Origin of the sequence: Devosia submarina, assembly GCF_003056345.1 — a bacterium.
Taxonomy (GTDB): Bacteria; Pseudomonadota; Alphaproteobacteria; order Rhizobiales; family Devosiaceae; genus Devosia; species Devosia submarina.
Map to the genome: position 1 here is coordinate 270,088 of NZ_PYWB01000004.1, position 15,624 is coordinate 285,711.

A 15,624-nucleotide genomic window follows, 5' to 3' on the forward strand; every position below is an offset into this window, starting at 1 on the left:
GTCGCACCCGCTTTTTTCTTGTGCCCAGATTTTGACCTTTGGCCAGGGAACACCTACATCTGTGCCATGAGCACAATCGAAGAACTTTTGGCCGACGACCCCAGCCTCCTGCTGGTGGATGACGACGTGGCCTTCTTGCAGCGCCTCGAGCGCGCCATGGCTCGCCGTGGCTTCGACGTTCGCATCGCCAGCACGGTGGCCGCGGGCCTTTCCGCCGTTGCGGACAAGCCCCCCGCCTATGCCGTGGTGGATCTGCGCCTCGAAGACGGCAATGGCCTTGAAGTCGTCTCTGCCCTCCACACCAAGCGCCCCGACGCCCGTGCCGTCGTGCTGACCGGTTACGGCAATATCGCCACCGCCGTCACCGCCGTGAAACTTGGCGCCATCGACTATCTCAGCAAGCCCGCCGACGCCGACGACGTCATCAATGCGCTCCTCGCCACCGGCGAAGAAAAGCCCGAGCCGCCGGAAAATCCCATGTCGGCGGACCGCGTGCGCTGGGAGCACATCCAGCGTGTCTACGAATTGTGCGACCGCAATGTTTCCGAAACCGCTCGTCGCCTCAGCATGCACCGTCGCACCCTGCAGCGCATTCTGGCCAAACGCGCCCCGCGATAGTTTGGCGGCGCGCTGCACCTTTACCCAACCATTCGTCACCCTCGAGCCTGACCCGGGGGCTCTTCTACCCGCCCCCCAAGACCTCATGGTGAGCTTGTCGAACTACGAGGGCGAGCGAGTGGAGCCCTGAGCGCCCTACCTCAAAGCCTTTCATCCACTTCATTCCCCCACGGGATCGCCGGCTGCGCCCCAGCCTTGAGGCACGCCAAGCTCGCGGCCACCGCCGCCCTCCTCATGGCCGCCTCCAGCTCCAGCCCCCCATCCAGCCCCGCCGCAAGGTACCCGCAAAACGTATCGCCCGCGCCCACTGTATCCACCGGCTTCACCTTGAGCGCTGGCACCGCAATCAACCGCCCATCAATGGCAGCCTTTGCCCCATCCTCTCCCAGGGTCACGATAACGACCTGCCCATGCTCCCCGGACCAGTCGAGCATCGCCTGATCCAGCTCCGCCAGCGGCCGCCCACTCAACAGTTCAAACTCGGTCTCATTGGCAATCACGATGGAGGCCCTCGGCGCCACCGCCCGCGTGGTCGGCAGAAACGGCGCAGTGTTGAGAATGGAGACCATGCCTTTTTGCCGGGCCAGATCCAGCGCCCGCTCCGTCGCTTCCTGCGGGATCTCCTGCTGCAACAGCAAGACACCACCCTGAACAGCGCTCAACGCCTGCTCGGCGTCCTCCGCAGAAACAGTGCCATTGGCGCCCGGCAGCACGGCAATGCAGTTTTCGCCCGCCTCATCCACAAAGATCATGGCAATGCCCGTTGGCTCTGAAACCGTCTTGAGCCCCGAAAGGTCCACGCCATCTGCCCGGAGCATCTCAAGCGCCAACTCGGCAAAGGCATCCTCGCCCACCGCCGAAACATGCCGGACATCACCACCCGCCCGGCGCGCCGCCAGCGCCTGGTTGGCGCCCTTGCCACCCGCGGCCATGGAGAAGGTGCCGCCCGCCACCGTTTCACCCGGCCTGGGCAGCCGGCTCACGGTGCCGATCTGGTCCAGATTGGTGGAGCCGAAAACGGTGATCATGCTTTTGTTCCCCTGCCGCCATGGCGGCGTTTAGCGCGACGCTCTTGCGCGCCCTTGCTTACTTAGCCGCCTTTTGCGGGTAAATGGTTTCGCCGCGCTCCAGCATTTCGACAAAGCTGCGGATCTTTCGCTCCCGTCCCGCCGGTGTCTTGATGGCAGACAGCCGAAACACGAGGGCAAACCGGTTCTGGCTGGTCAAACCCCCATATGTCGCCTTGGCTGCCGGGCTGGCCTCGATCGCCGCAAGGAAATCCGCCGGCGGCTCCATTCCGATCCGGTAGGCTGCGTCCCAGCGCCCGTCGGCCTTGGCCGCTTCCACGGGCCGAAGCCCATGCTCGGTCATCTTCCCCTCGGCAATCAGCCTTTGGACATTGTCGCGGTTGACCTGGCTCCACACGCTCTTGCGTCCGCGCGGCACATAGCGCTGCACAAAACTCTGCTCGTCCCAACTTTTGCGGATTGCGTCGATCCAGCCCCAGCACAACACGGCATCAATAGCCTCGGTCGGGGAAATCGTGTCTCGACCGGACGCTTTCTTGAAGATGCGGATCCAGATCTCATCATCGCTGGCATGGTGCTCCGCCAGCCAGTCGTAGAATTGCTCAAAACGCGTAAACTCATGAACCTTGTTGGGGTTCACGATTACCGGCGCCATTTCAGCGGCCGTCTGTCTGTGCGTCCGCGAGGATCGCCTCGAGCTCGGGGTTGAGCTTTTCTGCCTCGGGCAGCGAAATGCCAAATTCCTCGCTCAGGACGGCGCGCAGCGCCTCAACGCTTTCCAGCATGCGTCGCTCCGGCTCCTGCCCTTCCGCATGGATGGTGAAGCGATTATTGTGGAGCGCCAGCCGCCTCCCGCTGGGCGACAGCGCCACTCGCAACTCACGGGTAAAGGCTGAACCGGGGTCGCTCGACACAAAGCGGTTGAGCCCCTCATAGTCTTCCAGTGTCTGCTCGGCGAGGTCGAACACGTAAAGCGCCTTCCACTCCTCCCCGATCCGCGCCTCCAGCTGCCAGCTCTTTTCGCTGTTGATCAACCGGTACTTTTCATGGGGCGTGGATTGCTCCGCTTCCGTCTTGAGTTTGAGCGGCGCCGTCAGCGTCATCCCGCCAAAGCCCGCATCAACCAAATACTGCGTCCCCCCGATCTCGACGGTGAGCACCATGTGGGTTGGCGCAGCCGACAAGCCTTCTGGATTGTTCCAAAGCACGCGCGCCGCATGTCCGCGCACGGTGAATTCGAGCTCCCGCAGCATCGCCATCAAAAGCAGGTTATGCTCAAAGCAATAGCCACCCCGCCCATCCGACAAGAGCTTGCGCTGCAAGGAGGCAAGATCGAGCTTCACCGGCTCGCCCAGAAGTGGATCAAGGTTCTCGAACGCAATAGCGGCGGGATGCAGCGCCGAAATCAGCTCGAGCGTCGCCAAGGTCGGGGCGATTGAGCCGGCAAAGCCGATTCGCTCGAAATAGCCGTTCAGATTGACCTTTTGGCTCATTGGCCACCCTTGTCGCTGTTGTAACCGGGGGCAATATGCTGGATCGGCTCCATGCTGTCACGGGGGCGACAGCATCGCTGGAGCCGCCTAGCTCATCTTGCGGACGCGGATCACCACGTCGACATGGCTCACCTTCATCCCGCTCGGCGCTTCGGGCAGGGCCGCGAATTCCACCGATGAAGCGGGAATGTCGATCATGCGCTGCTCGTCTTCCACATAGAAATGGTGGTGGTCCGAAGTGTCGGTATCGAAATAGGAGCGCGACGCATCCACCGCCACTTCGCGCAGCAGCCCTGCTTCGTGGAACTGATGCAGCGTATTGTAGATTGTGGCCAGAGACACATTGACCTGCGCTTCGCTGGCTTCGCCATGCAATTGCTCGGCGCTGACATGGCGATGCGGGCCGCCGAACAGCAGCTCGGCAAGCGCGACGCGCTGACGGGTGGGCCGGAGGCCTGCCATGCGCAAAACGGCCGTGAGGCAAGGCTTGCGCGAGGGAAGTGACCGGACGGTCTGGGAACGATCAGTCATTGGGTCCTTAACTGAAAAGGGCCGGAAAACATTGGGCTGTTATAACTATGGCGCAAAAATCACACAAGCGGCACGCACCATGCAATGGACGGGCAATCACGCTCGCGTCAGGGCAGGGCTGACTTGACCCCCCTCCCATGCCTCTATACGAGACAAAATAACAGGGTTAACCGGGAAGTTTGGCATGGCCGAGCGGCAAAATAAGTACGGGTACGAAGAATTGCTGGCCCACAGCCGGGGCGAATTGCCCGGGCAGGGCGATGCGCGCCTGCCTGCCCCGCCCATGCTGATGTTCAACCGCATCACGGAAATCTCCGAAACCGGCGGCAGCTTTGGCAAGGGCCTGGTTCGTGCCGAGCTCGACGTCGATCCGGACCTGTGGTTCTTCAAGTGCCATTTCGTCGGCGATCCCGTCATGCCGGGGTGCCTGGGGCTCGACGCCATCTGGCAGATGACTGGCTTTTTCCTGTCCTGGATCGGCCAGCCGGGTAGGGGACGCGCACTTGGTGGTGAAATTAAATTTACCGGCCAGGTCACCAATGACGTCAAATTGGTGGAATATGGCATCGATCTCAAGCGCGTCATGCGCTCACGCCTCACGCTGGGCATTGCCGATGGCTGGGTCAAGGCCGACGGTAAGGTGATCTACGAGGCCAAGGATCTCCGGGTGGGCCTGTTCACCGACAGCCAGCTTCAGGACCAGAAGATCGCCGTTTAACGGCCCTGATTACCCAACAAGATGAGGCGTCCTCCTCAAGGGCGCTCGACGGAGCGAGTATCAAGATGAGACGTGTTGTCGTCACCGGCATGGGGATTATTTCTTCCATCGGCAATTCGCTGGACGAAGTCACCGAAAGCCTGCGCACGGCCAAGCCCGGCATCATCTTTGCCCAGGACTATGCCGATCTGGGCTTCCGCAGCCAGGTCAAGGGCGATCCGCGCCTGGACCCATTCGAGACGCTCGATCGCCGCGTTACCCGCTTCATGGGCAAGGGCGCAGCCTGGAACTACCTTGCCATGCAGCAGGCTATTGCCAATGCGGGCCTCGAAGAATCCGACATCAGCAATCCGCGCACCGGCATCGTCATGGGCTCGGGCGGGGCCTCCACCCGCACCATCGTGGAAGCGGCCGACACCACCCGAAAGAACACCAGCCCCAAGCGCATCGGCCCCCTGGCCGTGCCCAAGGCCATGGGCTCGACGGCATCGGCAACCCTTGCCACCGCCTTTGGCATCAAGGGCGTCAACTACACAATCACCGCCGCCTGCGCGACCTCCAAGCATTGCATCGGCAATGGCATGGAACAGATCATGCTCGGCAAGCAGGACATCGTTTTTGCCGGCGGCCACGAAGACCTCGATTGGACCTTATCCAATTTGTTTGACGCCATGGGCGCCATGAGCTCGGACTATAACGACACCCCTGAAAAGGCCAGCCGCTGCTATGACGCGGCGCGCGATGGCTTCGTGATCTCCGGCGGCGCCGGCGTCCTCGTGCTCGAGGAATACGAACACGCCAAGGCGCGCGGCGCCACCATCTGGGCCGAACTGGTCGGTTATGGCGCAACCTCGGACGGGCTCGACATGGTCGCCCCATCCGGTGAAGGCGCCGAGCGCTGCATGCGCATGGCGCTCGAAAACGTGCGCGGCAAGGTCGACTACATCAACCCCCACGCCACCTCGACGCCCGTGGGCGACCTCAAGGAAATCGAGGCTATCCGCGCCCTTTTCGGCAACGAAGACAAATGCCCGCCCATTTCGGCAACCAAATCGCTCACCGGCCACTCGCAGGGTGCCACCGGCGTTCATGAATCGATCTATTCGATCCTAATGATGAAGCACCGCTTCATCGCCGAAAGCGCCAACATCGAAAACCTCGACCCCGCCTTTGCCGACATGCCCATCATCCGCGAGCGGCGCGACAATGTGGACCTCGGCATCGTCCTCTCTAATAGCTTCGGCTTCGGCGGCACCAACGCGGCCCTGGTCTTCAAGCACCCGGACGCCTGAACCAGTCGGTACCCGCCCACCGGCCCAACCCCAACCACGATGTCATCCCGGGCTCGACCCGGGATCCATCCTGAGACGGACGCCTCAGGCGCCGAACGCCCGTTTAGCCCCTTGCGGCTGTGGCACAATCTAGAGCTGGATCCCGGGTCAGGTCCGGGATGATACCGCAGCCCGGGACCACCTCGTCCACCCACCTCCAGTCTCCCCAACAGCCCTTATCCTGAGCCTGTCGAAGAGCCTGCCCCCGCGAAAGCGGGGGACGGGGCGTGCCACCATGCGCCCCTAAAACGCAAACTCGGAAAACCGGGCATCCTTGCCGTCATAGGTCAGCACCCGCCCGATCAACGGCTCCCCGATCCCCGTGATCACCTTGATCGCCTCCATGGCCATCAGTGTCCCGATCACCCCCACAAGCGGCCCCAAGATTCCTGTCGCCTCGCAGGACGGCAGATCCCCGTCATCCGCCCCATCGGGGTAAAGCGCCTCGAACTGCGGTCCATCAGGCGCAAACACCGTCACCTGCCCGTCAAACATCGACACTGCACCCGAGACCAGGGGTATCTGCAGCTCCCGCGCCGCCTCTGCCACCACCCGCCGCGTTTGGAGATTATCCGTCCCATCGAGCACAAGGTCATGCCCTGCCATGATCGCTCGCGCGTTCTCCCGCTCCAGCCGCTCGGCATGCACCTCCACCTGCACATGCGGATTAAGCGCATGCGCAAACCCCGCCGCACTCTGCGCCTTGCCCACCCCAACAGCTGAATGGATCACCTGCCGCTGCAAGTTCGACAGCGACACATAGTCATGATCAATCACCGAGAGCGCCCCCACACCCGCGCCGGCAAGATAGGCAATCACCGGGCTACCCAGCCCACCCGCCCCCACCACCAGCACGCGCGCAGCCTTGAGCCGCTGCTGCCCGCTTCCACCCATGCCCTTGAGCACCAGATGGCGCGCATAACGCCGCGTTTCCTCGGGTGACAATGGCTCAGCAGGCACGATGCATCACCACGCTAACCCCTTCCAGTCGAGCCAAAGCCCCCGCTGCCCCGCTCCGTTGCATCCAGCACCTCCTTGATGCTGAACCGAGCTGCCACGACCGGCGCCACCACCATCTGCGCGATCCGCTCCCCGCGGCGCACAGCAAACGGCTCCTGGCCCAGGTTGATCAGGATCACCTGCACCTCGCCGCGATAGTCGCTATCGATCGTGCCGGGCGAATTGAGCACCGTCACCCCATGGCGAGCCGCCAACCCCGATCGCGGCCGCACCTGCGCTTCAAAGCCATCCGGCAAGGCCATCGCAAAGCCGCAGGGTACCAGGGCGCGCTCCCCCGGCGCCAGAACCCGCACCTCGTCCTCAGCCAAGGCCGCCACCAGATCCAGCCCCGCCGCCCCCGCACTCTGTCGCGCCGGCACCAGCAAGCCCAGCCCATGCGGTAACCACCGGAAGCCGATTTCCAACTCATCCCCCATCACGGCACCCGCACCACGGCATAATACTCCTGCGGCAAATCTTCCTTGTCCCGCAGGAGGTCCAAAAACATGATCTTCTGCTCTGCCGAGCGTCCATTACCGGACAGCTTCATATTGGTTTCCACCACTTCCAGCCCGCTAAAGCGGATGGAAAGGCCACGGCCGGCGAAAAACGCTTCCACCATTTTCTGCGTTTCGGCATCCATCGCCTCATCGGCGCCGATTTCGCTCTTCATGCCGCTGATAGGCAGCGCCACTCGCACAAGATCGCCGCCCTCCGGCGTAAACCGCAGATGCCGCCGCTTGGCGCCCATGCGCAGCTGGGCAAACCGGCCCTCTTCCCGGATCACGCAGCTGGCCGTGCCATCGCTGTTTTCGCTGAGTTCGCCCCGGGCGCAGAACCGGTCCTCCTCGGGCTGGTCCTCACCTATTTCCTCTTCGTTCATCTTGATCATGGTGTAAAAATCGGCACCCATGATCTGCGTCGTCACCGCCTTGGCCGTCCTGGCGCTCAGCAGCTCCACTTCGACCTTGGCATCGATGCATCCCGCCAGCGATCCGGCGAGCACGACAAGCATCGCCAATTTTCCCAGCGCCTTGAGGATCATCGAAAAACACACTCCGGAACGGCAAACCGGCAGTCTAGGGGCAGCAGGGAGGGGGAACAAGCCAGGCCCCTATGACACCATGGTGAGCAGCCGCCACAGCCCCACCAGCAGCGTCACGCCCGCCAAGCCGATCAAGGCCAGCAGCATGCCGCGCATGGTGCGGTCCCGTGGCTGGTTGCGACGGATGTTGTAGTCTGCCAACGCCAGCTCCGCCTGCGCGAGAATAGCCGGCAAACGGCCCGCCGCATCCGTGGCGTTGCGCCAATGATCGCTCAGATCCTGGATCCGGCCCATGGGGCCTTCTTCCCGGCGCAGCCAATCGCCCACCACCGGCTCGGCAATGGTCCAGATATCAAGGTCAGGATCGAGCGCGCGCGACACGCCTTCCACCAGCACCATGGATTTTTGCAGCAGCACCAGCTCGGGCCGCGTCTGCATGGAAAAGAGCTCGGTGATGGCAAAGAGTTGGCCCAGAACCTTGGCCATGGAGATGTCGCTCGCCGTGCGGCCATGGAGCGGCTCGCCGATGGAGCGAATGGCCAGGGCAAAATCATCGACCGACTGGTTGGGGGGCACATAGCCGATTTCGAAATGTCGCTCGGCCACCAGCCGGTAATTGCGCGTGATGAAGCCATAAAGAATATCGGCCAAAAACCGCCGTTCGCGCCGGTTGATGCGGCCCATGATCCCGAAATCAACGGCAATCACATCGCCCGTGCGCGGATCGGCAAAGAGATTTCCCGGATGCATGTCCGCATGGAAAAAGCCGTCGCGAATGGCGTGCTTCAAAAAGCTCTGCAACAGATTTGCCGCCAATGCCTTGCGATCCACCCCCGCGGCGTCGAGCGCGGCGTGATTGCGGATGGGAATGCCGTCCACCCAAGTGGTGGTCAGCACATTTTGCGCCACATGCTCCCAGCTGACCTGGGGAATGACAAAGCCCGTGTCATCCTTGATGTTCTCGGCCATTTCCGAAATGGCCGCAGCCTCGAGGCGCAGATCGAGCTCCAGCCGCGCCGAGCGATCTAGTGTTTCGACGACCTCTGTTGGGCGCAGGCGTTGCGTGGAGCGCACGAAACGCTCCGCAAGGCCAGCGGCGGCATAAAAGCTCTCGATATCGGCCATGAAGCGGTCGGCAACACCGGGCCGCAGGATCTTCACCGCCACGATTCTAGCCGGGGCATTAGGCGGCACGAGCTTGGCCCGGTGCACCTGCGCAATGGACGCAGCCGCAATGGCGGGGCTGAGCTCGGTCAGCTCGCTGGCCTTGTCGTCCAGCGCTGCGCGCAGGATGGGTTGCACCAGGCTTGGATCAAACGGATCCATCCGGTCCTGCAATCCGGCAAGGTCATTGGCAATGGTCGCGCCCACCACATCGGGACGGGTCGCAAGCGTTTGCCCGAATTTCACGTAAGTGGGACCCAGCCGGTTCAAGGCCTTGTTGAGGCGCTCCACATGTCCCGTCTTGCGCACTTCGGGCCGCTCCACCAGCCGCCCAAGCCAAATGCCTAGCCGCAGCGGCGCGAGGGCCGGCGGTAAGCCATCAAGCGAAATAATCGACAACGCGCCTTCACGCGCCAAGACATACCCGGCCCGCGCCAGACGAAAATAGGCCGAAATGGGCATGAGGCTACAGCTTCCAACCCGAAAACAGCGTGGCGACATTGCCCGTATAAGGCGTCGCCTTGACGCGGCGGAACCCCGCTTCCGTCAGCATCGACTGGAACAGGGGAGGAGAGGGGAATTTGCGTATTGATTCCACCAGATATTGGTAGGGCTGCGCATCCCCGGTCACGAGGCGCCCCATTGGCGGGATCACCCGGTCCGAAAACGCCTTGTAGACCGCGTCAAGCCCCGGCACATCGACCTGGCTGAATTCGAGCACCAGGATACGCCCGCCGCGCTTGAGCACCCGATGCGCCTCGTTCAGCGCCTTCTGGATGCGCGGCACGTTGCGAATGCCGAACGCAATCGTATAGGCGTCAAAGCTCCGATCTTCGAAAGGAAGCTCCTCGGCATTGGCTTCCACAAAGCTTGCCTGTGCGGGATAGCGCCATTTCTGCGCCCGCTCCGCCCCCACGCGCAGCATGTCGGCGTTAATGTCCGACACCACGACCTCGGCATAGCCCACCGAAGCATTGATGATGCGCTCGGCGACATCACCCGTGCCGCCCGCCATGTCGAGCACGCGATAGGGCCGCGAACCGCTCTTGGGTGGGGCAAGTTCGGCCACCATGGCATTCTTCCAAAGCCGGTGGACGCCCCCGCTCATGAGGTCGTTCATAAGGTCATAGCGGTCCGCCACCTGGTGGAACACCTGGTTAACCATGCCCTGCTTGGCATCAAGCGCCACGGTCTGCTCACCGAAATGAGTGGTCTCTTGCGCTTCGGTCATGGCGTAGCTCGCTGGTACTGGACAGGTCCGGCGCACCATATAGAAGCGATATGGGCTTTGCCATGGCGCAAAGCCGCACATGTTTAAAGAGGCCGTGATGCCCGAATTGCCCGAGGTCGAAACCGTCCGCCGCGGCCTTGAGCCCTGGCTCGAGGGCGCCATAATCGAGAAAGTGACCCTCCACCGGCCCGATCTGCGCTTCCCTTTTCCGCAAGGTTTGGCCGAACAGATCGAGGGCGCAACCATCCGATCGGTGGGCCGGCGCGCCAAATACCTCCTCCTGGGCCTGTCCACCGGCAAGACGGTGCTGAGCCATCTGGGCATGACCGGCACCTGGCGCTTTGCCGAGCACGCCATCGACAAGCCGCCGCGCTACTACGAAACCGAGCCCGTCCCCAAGCACGACCACATGGTCTGGACCATCCACCATCCCAGCCACGGTCGCTCGCACCTCATCTATGCCGATCCCCGCCGCTTCGGCTTCATCGATCTTTATGACGACCCCGCCGACAGCCCCTATCTCAAGGGCCTGGGTCCCGAACCGCTGGGCAATGACTTCAACGCCAATGAAATGGCGGAAAAATTCAGGGCCAAGAAAACCCCGATCAAGTCGGCGCTGCTTGATCAGCGCGTGGTTGCGGGCCTTGGCAATATTTATGTGGCCGAAGCGCTCCACCGCAGCCACATCCTGCCCACAATTCTGGCCGGCCGCCTCGTTACACCAAAGGGAAAGCCCAAGCCGGTCCTGGAAGACCTAGCCAGCGCCGTCCGCCAGGTTCTCACGGAAGCCATCGAGGTGGGCGGCTCCACCCTGCGCGATTTCCGCAATGCCGAAGGTGGCTCGGGCTATTTCCAGCATCGCTTCGCCGTCTACGACCGTGAGGGCGAACCCTGTCCAACGCCCCTCTGCACCGGCACCATCACCCGGATCGTCCAGTCCGGCCGCTCCACCTTCTTCTGCCCCGTCTGCCAAAAGAAGGTGTGAGGCGGTTACTGAACTCCCGAAGGCCTCATGGTGAGCCTGTCGAACCACGAGGCCGGGCACACTGAACCCACGAGCCACCCATCGCCTGAATCCAGTTGACGCTCGCCCTTACTTCCCCTATAGACCCCGCAACTTGGCGGCACATGATAGCCGCCGATTTCATTTCATCCCGGACCCTGCTGCGCCCAAGGCGCGAGGTAAGTTCGGTTGGACGCTAAGAGGACCATTATGGCCAATACGCCTTCAGCCAAAAAGGCTACCCGCAAGATCGCAGCCCGTACTGCCGTCAACAAGTCGCGCCGCTCGCGCGTGCGCACCTTTATCCGCAAGGTTGAAGAAGCCATCGTTGCTGGCGATCACAAGCTGGCCATGGAAGCCCTGGCCGTTGCTGCCCCCGAGATCAACCGTGCGGCCTCCAAGGGCATCGTTCACGCCAATCTCGCCGCTCGCAAGGTTTCGCGCCTCAACAGCCGCGTCAAGGCTCTGAGCGTCTAAACCGCTCCCATCAAGCGCCGCACCATTGATTGCCGCGCAAGGCTGAACAGGGCTCCAGACGGAGCCCTTTTTGTTGCCCTTCTGTTTGGGCAAGCTTTTCTCCTTCTGGCCAGGTGTGACAAAGCCATGACAGCGCTGCTGACCCAGTGCTGTTTCGGGGCGGCATCGGGATTTTCTCGGCGAGAGAAGGGCTTAAGGCATTTCGGCAGGGCGTGTTGTGCCTTGATGGCAAAGGTTCCGCCGGCAATTGCGACCCCGGCAAAAATAAATTTTTCACCAACAAGGCCTGCCCTTCAAACCGATTCTCCATTGAGTCACAGGGCCTTGGTTTTCCCCGCCCGGAGGGGGTTTCGGCGGGCCAAAAAGCAAGCAGAGAGTCAAGCCCCCATTTTGCAGATTCCACGGTTGCGGGGCCAAAACGCACCCTCTAAAGTAATCTCGTCAGCTTGAAACAAGGCGCCAGAAACGAGCGCCCAGCCAGGCTGGCAGGTTCAATATGGGTCAAGGTTTTGGCGGTTGCGGCAGGAACCTGCCGTCGTATTTTGAGCTGGTGCAAGAGTGTTGGCAGCGTATTTGGCAGCCGGGCCGGAGGGTCTGGCGTAGATAATCAAACCGGTCCGCAGGTTCGGACTGGCTTCATGACACCAAGAAACAGGACGCCGGCGGCCCAACCGCCGGGCAGAACAGCTGTGCCCGCAACGTTGGGCACTGGGGCAAAGCATTGGCCAGAACCACGCGGTCCGGCTCATGTGGAATTCAACAAGCGGCGCGATTGTGCGGACGCGCCGGACAACAGGAAATGGGGCTTTCTATGATGCGACAGGCGACCGCCAGCGGAGATGATTGGGCAGCCAAGGCCCCCAAATCCTCCCCTTCCATGATCAGCAAAGGCGACACTCCTGTTATGGGCACCATCGATTCCGGCGAAGCGCAACGCGAGCTCTGGAACCGTGTGCGTGCCCGCATCAAGGCTTCGGTCGGCACCGATGTGTTCACCTCCTGGTTTGCCGCGCTCGAGCTCGAGGAAGTGCTCGATGACGTGGTCCACCTGTCCGCCCCCACGCGCTTTTTGTGTTCGTGGGTGCAAAGCAATTATTCCGATCTTCTGCTTGAAACCTTCCGGCAGGACATCGACCATCTCGCCCGCGTCCAGGTGACCCTGCGCGTCAACGGCCAGGCTCGCCCGCGCCTTGCCCAACCAGCGCCTGAAGCCGCCGCCCCGGCGGCCGAACCTGCCGCAGCGCCTTCGGCCAACACCGTCCAGATGCCAGCCGCACCGCGCCTCGTGCGCGACAACACGGCCAAGGGCGGCGATGCGCTTTCCGGCAGCGCGATCGATCCGCGCATGACCTTTGACACCTTCGTGTCCGGCGAAGCCAATGAGATGGCGTTCGGCGTTGCCAAGCAGATCGCCAACGCGGCGGCCAACAACACCGTGACCTTCAACCCGGTCTATATCCATTCCACGGTTGGCCTCGGCAAATCCCATCTGCTCAACGCTATTGCCCATGCGGTGCAGACGGCCGATCCGTCCAAGAACATCGTTTATCTCACCGCCGACCATTTCATGTACCATTTCATCACGGCCGTGCAGCGCCAGTCCGCGCTCGGCTTCAAGGAATGGCTCCGTCGCGTCGATCTCCTCCTGATCGATGACATGCAGTTCCTCCAGGGCAAGTCGGCCACCGAATTCGGCCATACCCTTGGCACGCTCCTCACTGGCGCCAAGCAGGTCGTCGTCGCCGGCGATGCGCCCCCGCGCGACCTTGAAATGCTCGACGAGCGCGTCCGCTCGCGCCTTTCGGGCGGCCTTGTGATCCCGATCACCGGCTTTGACCTCGATTTGCGCCGCGCCATCGTGCAGCGCCGGGCCGACCAATCGAGCGCCCGCTTCGGCATGCATTTCCCTGCGCCCGTGATCGACTACATCGCCCGCGCCGTGATCAGCCATGGCCGCGACCTCGATGGCGCCGTCAATCGCCTCGTTGCCGCCAACCAGCTGACGGGCGAGCTGATCACCGTGCCCCTGGCCGAAAAGACCCTGGGCGACCTCATCCGCGCCCATGAAGCGCGCCGCGTCCGCATCGAGGACATCCTCAAGATCGTTTCGCGCCACTACAAGGTGCCGCGCAACGAACTCCTCTCCGCCCGCCGCTCGCGCGACGTGGTCCGCCCGCGCCAGATCGCCATGTTCCTGGCCAAGGCCCTGACCTCGCGCTCCCTGCCCGAAATCGGCCGGCGCTTTGGCGGCCGCGACCACACCACCGTCCTTCATTCCGTCCGCAAGGTCGAACAGATGATCAAGGACGATGTGGAGCTGGCCCAGGAAATCGAACTGCTCAAGCGCATGCTGGAGGAGTAGGAGCGAGCTCTCGGCCTCACCTCACCCCCGATGTCATCCCGGCCTCGAGCCGGGATCCATCCTGAGATGTTGGAAAAGGTCCGCTGCCTTCTCCCTCTGTCATCACCAGGCCTGTCCCGGTGATCTACCTTCCCCGCTGGATTGCCCGGACAAGCCGGACAATGACGATCGGAACTGGCAGCAATGCTGCTCGCCCACCGCGTCATTCCCGCGAAAGCGGGAACCTCTGTTCTCCACAGGTGGATATCCCTGCGACAATCCACCACCCGCCCTTGCTAATCCTTTACGAAATTGTAAATGTCCAACCCCCGGCCTGCCGGGGGTTTTGCTACCACACGGCGGCTGCGTAGTGCCAGGGAATATGCCGATATGAAAGTCACGCTCGAACGCAATCATCTGCTCAAGTCGCTGAGCCATGTGCATCGGGTGGTGGAACGGCGCAATACCTACCCCATTCTGGCAAACGTCCTGTTCAAGGCTGCCGACGACAAGGTCGAGCTGCGCGCCACCGACCTTGATATCGAGGTCACCGAAGGCGTGCCGGCCATGGTTTCCACGCCCGGCACCACCACCGTTCCCGCCCATACGCTTTATGAAATCGTGCGCAAGCTCAGCGATGGCGCCGAAGTGCGGCTCGAAACCGATGGCGGGGAAAACATGGTCCTGACCTCGGGCCGTTCGCGCTTCAACCTCGCCTGCCTGTCGCCTGACAGTTTCCCAGATCTCAAATCAGGCTCGTTCGGGCACGAATGGTCTATGCCCGCGACGGCTCTGCGCGAGCTGATCGAGCGCACCCAGTTCGCTATCTCCAACGAAGAAACCCGCTATTACCTCAACGGCATTTATTTCCACACCGTTGATATCACCGGGCAGGGCGCCGTCCTGCGCGCCGTTGCCACCGACGGCCACCGCATGGCCCGCGCCGAAATCGAAGCGCCCGAAGGTGCCCGTGGCATGCCCGGCATCATCGTCCCGAAAAAAACCGTCGGTGAAGTGCAAAAGCTCCTCGATGGCGCCGATGGCGACGTCAAGGTTGAGGTTTCCGACACCAAGATCCGCGTCACCGTCGGCTCGGTGGTTCTCCTCTCCAAGCTGATCGAAGGCACTTTCCCCGATTATGATCGGGTTACGCCCAAGAACAACGACAAGCAGATGAATGTCGACCGGCAGAGCTTTGCCATTGCCGTTGACCGCGTCTCCACCATTGCATCGGATCGTGGCGGCAAGGCCGTCAAGCTGCAGGCCCGCGATGGCCTGCTGGAGCTTTCCGTCACCAACCCCGACCACGGCACAGCCAGCGAAGAGCTCGCCGTCGAGTTCGACACCGAGGGTTTCGAGATCGGTTTCAACGCCCGCTATTTGCTCGACATCATCAGCCAGATCCGCTCCGACAGCGCCGTTTTCATGTTCAACGACGCCGGCTCCCCTACGCTCGTCAAGGACGAGGGCGATACAAGGGCGCTCTATGTCCTGATGCCGATGCGCGTGTAAGGGCGCCTTTGCTCACCCAAACCCCAGTCGTCACCCTCGGGCTTGACCCGAGGGCCCTGCACTTTTTCCAAGCATGGGCAAAGCCCCTCCGGTCGAGCCGGAGGGTGACGACCGAAGGCCAAGTGAGGCTGCG

General features: G+C 62.4%; 16 protein-coding genes. 7 read left to right on the top strand and 9 right to left on the bottom strand.

Features of this window, described 5'->3' with window-relative positions; translation table 11 throughout:
- The first annotated feature begins 66 nt into the window (after positions 1–66).
- The gene (locus tag DDE77_RS07790; RefSeq protein ID WP_157959718.1) at positions 67–618 is read left to right on the top strand and encodes an ActR/PrrA/RegA family redox response regulator transcription factor; all 552 of its coding nucleotides are present in this window, start codon (positions 67–69) and stop codon (positions 616–618) included.
- Between the two features lie 140 nt (positions 619–758).
- On the opposite strand, the gene DDE77_RS07795 is transcribed toward DDE77_RS07790, so the two are convergent.
- The 4 genes from DDE77_RS07795 to irrA all read right to left on the bottom strand — a co-directional run bounded on the left by DDE77_RS07795 (position 759) and on the right by irrA (position 3,670).
- Entirely contained in the window at positions 759–1,646 is an 888-nt protein-coding gene (locus tag DDE77_RS07795; protein WP_108396880.1) for a ribokinase, read from the bottom strand.
- A gap of 58 nt (positions 1,647–1,704) precedes the next feature.
- Entirely contained in the window at positions 1,705–2,301 is a 597-nt protein-coding gene (locus tag DDE77_RS07800) for a YdeI/OmpD-associated family protein (protein ID WP_108396881.1), read from the bottom strand.
- Between the two features lies 1 nt (position 2,302).
- Positions 2,303–3,139, bottom strand: coding sequence for an arylamine N-acetyltransferase family protein (locus DDE77_RS07805; protein WP_108396882.1), 837 nt, complete (start codon positions 3,137–3,139; stop codon positions 2,303–2,305).
- An 87-nt stretch (positions 3,140–3,226) separates the two neighbouring features.
- Entirely contained in the window at positions 3,227–3,670 is a 444-nt protein-coding gene (gene irrA / locus DDE77_RS07810; protein ID WP_108396883.1) for an iron response transcriptional regulator IrrA, read from the bottom strand.
- A 184-nt stretch (positions 3,671–3,854) separates the two neighbouring features.
- On the opposite strand from irrA, the gene fabA reads away from it, so the two are divergent.
- A complete protein-coding gene (fabA, locus tag DDE77_RS07815) occupies positions 3,855–4,388 on the top strand; it encodes a 3-hydroxyacyl-[acyl-carrier-protein] dehydratase FabA (protein WP_108396884.1) in 534 nt (177 codons plus the stop codon).
- Positions 4,389–4,453: 65 nt separating this feature from the next.
- Positions 4,454–5,680, top strand: coding sequence for a beta-ketoacyl-ACP synthase I (gene fabB / locus DDE77_RS07820; protein WP_108396885.1), 1,227 nt, complete (start codon positions 4,454–4,456; stop codon positions 5,678–5,680).
- 282 nt (positions 5,681–5,962) lie between these two features.
- Here the strand turns inward: fabB and DDE77_RS07825 are convergent, their stop codons facing one another.
- The 5 genes from DDE77_RS07825 to ubiE form a co-directional block, all read right to left on the bottom strand.
- Positions 5,963–6,682 (bottom strand): HesA/MoeB/ThiF family protein, encoded by a 720-nt coding sequence (locus DDE77_RS07825; protein WP_245895132.1) that lies wholly within the window; start codon positions 6,680–6,682, stop codon positions 5,963–5,965.
- An 11-nt stretch (positions 6,683–6,693) separates the two neighbouring features.
- A complete protein-coding gene (gene dut / locus DDE77_RS07830) occupies positions 6,694–7,155 on the bottom strand; it encodes a dUTP diphosphatase (protein ID WP_108396887.1) in 462 nt (153 codons plus the stop codon).
- Complete coding sequence (locus DDE77_RS07835; protein WP_108396888.1) at positions 7,155–7,763, bottom strand: hypothetical protein; 609 nt, start codon at positions 7,761–7,763, stop codon at positions 7,155–7,157. The genes dut and DDE77_RS07835 overlap by 1 nt, the downstream gene beginning before the upstream one ends.
- Before the next feature lie 69 nt (positions 7,764–7,832).
- Complete coding sequence (ubiB, locus tag DDE77_RS07840) at positions 7,833–9,389, bottom strand: 2-polyprenylphenol 6-hydroxylase (protein ID WP_108396889.1); 1,557 nt, start codon at positions 9,387–9,389, stop codon at positions 7,833–7,835.
- 4 nt (positions 9,390–9,393) lie between these two features.
- Positions 9,394–10,158, bottom strand: coding sequence for a bifunctional demethylmenaquinone methyltransferase/2-methoxy-6-polyprenyl-1,4-benzoquinol methylase UbiE (ubiE, locus tag DDE77_RS07845; RefSeq protein WP_108396958.1), 765 nt, complete (start codon positions 10,156–10,158; stop codon positions 9,394–9,396).
- Between the two features lie 97 nt (positions 10,159–10,255).
- Between ubiE and mutM the strand changes: the two genes are divergently transcribed.
- From mutM to dnaN, 4 genes are all read left to right on the top strand, one after another.
- Positions 10,256–11,143 carry a bifunctional DNA-formamidopyrimidine glycosylase/DNA-(apurinic or apyrimidinic site) lyase gene (gene mutM / locus DDE77_RS07850; protein ID WP_108396959.1) on the top strand — a complete coding sequence of 296 codons (888 nt, stop codon included), beginning with the start codon at positions 10,256–10,258 and terminating at the stop codon, positions 11,141–11,143.
- A 228-nt stretch (positions 11,144–11,371) separates the two neighbouring features.
- Positions 11,372–11,638: a 30S ribosomal protein S20 gene (gene rpsT / locus DDE77_RS07855; protein ID WP_108396890.1), complete on the top strand. Its 267-nt coding sequence runs from the start codon at positions 11,372–11,374 to the stop codon at positions 11,636–11,638.
- An 811-nt stretch (positions 11,639–12,449) separates the two neighbouring features.
- The gene (gene dnaA, locus DDE77_RS07860; RefSeq protein WP_342748552.1) at positions 12,450–14,000 is read left to right on the top strand and encodes a chromosomal replication initiator protein DnaA; all 1,551 of its coding nucleotides are present in this window, start codon (positions 12,450–12,452) and stop codon (positions 13,998–14,000) included.
- Positions 14,001–14,369: 369 nt separating this feature from the next.
- Entirely contained in the window at positions 14,370–15,491 is a 1,122-nt protein-coding gene (gene dnaN, locus DDE77_RS07865; protein WP_108396891.1) for a DNA polymerase III subunit beta, read from the top strand.
- Positions 15,492–15,624: the final 133 nt, after the last annotated feature.

Bases quoted from the DNA above. Each gene is read 5' to 3' on its own strand.
- DDE77_RS07790 (WP_157959718.1), top strand. From the start codon at position 67: ATGAGCACAATCGAAGAACTTTTGGCCGACGACCCCAGCCTCCTGCTG.
- DDE77_RS07795 (WP_108396880.1), bottom strand. From the start codon at position 1,646: ATGATCACCGTTTTCGGCTCCACCAATCTGGACCAGATCGGCACCGTG.
- DDE77_RS07800 (WP_108396881.1), bottom strand. From the start codon at position 2,301: ATGGCGCCGGTAATCGTGAACCCCAACAAGGTTCATGAGTTTACGCGT.
- DDE77_RS07805 (WP_108396882.1), bottom strand. From the start codon at position 3,139: ATGAGCCAAAAGGTCAATCTGAACGGCTATTTCGAGCGAATCGGCTTT.
- irrA (WP_108396883.1), bottom strand. From the start codon at position 3,670: ATGACTGATCGTTCCCAGACCGTCCGGTCACTTCCCTCGCGCAAGCCT.
- fabA (WP_108396884.1), top strand. From the start codon at position 3,855: ATGGCCGAGCGGCAAAATAAGTACGGGTACGAAGAATTGCTGGCCCAC.
- fabB (WP_108396885.1), top strand. From the start codon at position 4,454: ATGAGACGTGTTGTCGTCACCGGCATGGGGATTATTTCTTCCATCGGC.
- dut (WP_108396887.1), bottom strand. From the start codon at position 7,155: ATGGGGGATGAGTTGGAAATCGGCTTCCGGTGGTTACCGCATGGGCTG.
- DDE77_RS07835 (WP_108396888.1), bottom strand. From the start codon at position 7,763: ATGATCCTCAAGGCGCTGGGAAAATTGGCGATGCTTGTCGTGCTCGCC.
- ubiB (WP_108396889.1), bottom strand. From the start codon at position 9,389: ATGCCCATTTCGGCCTATTTTCGTCTGGCGCGGGCCGGGTATGTCTTG.
- ubiE (WP_108396958.1), bottom strand. From the start codon at position 10,158: ATGACCGAAGCGCAAGAGACCACTCATTTCGGTGAGCAGACCGTGGCG.
- mutM (WP_108396959.1), top strand. From the start codon at position 10,256: ATGCCCGAATTGCCCGAGGTCGAAACCGTCCGCCGCGGCCTTGAGCCC.
- rpsT (WP_108396890.1), top strand. From the start codon at position 11,372: ATGGCCAATACGCCTTCAGCCAAAAAGGCTACCCGCAAGATCGCAGCC.
- dnaA (WP_342748552.1), top strand. From the start codon at position 12,450: ATGATGCGACAGGCGACCGCCAGCGGAGATGATTGGGCAGCCAAGGCC.
- dnaN (WP_108396891.1), top strand. From the start codon at position 14,370: ATGAAAGTCACGCTCGAACGCAATCATCTGCTCAAGTCGCTGAGCCAT.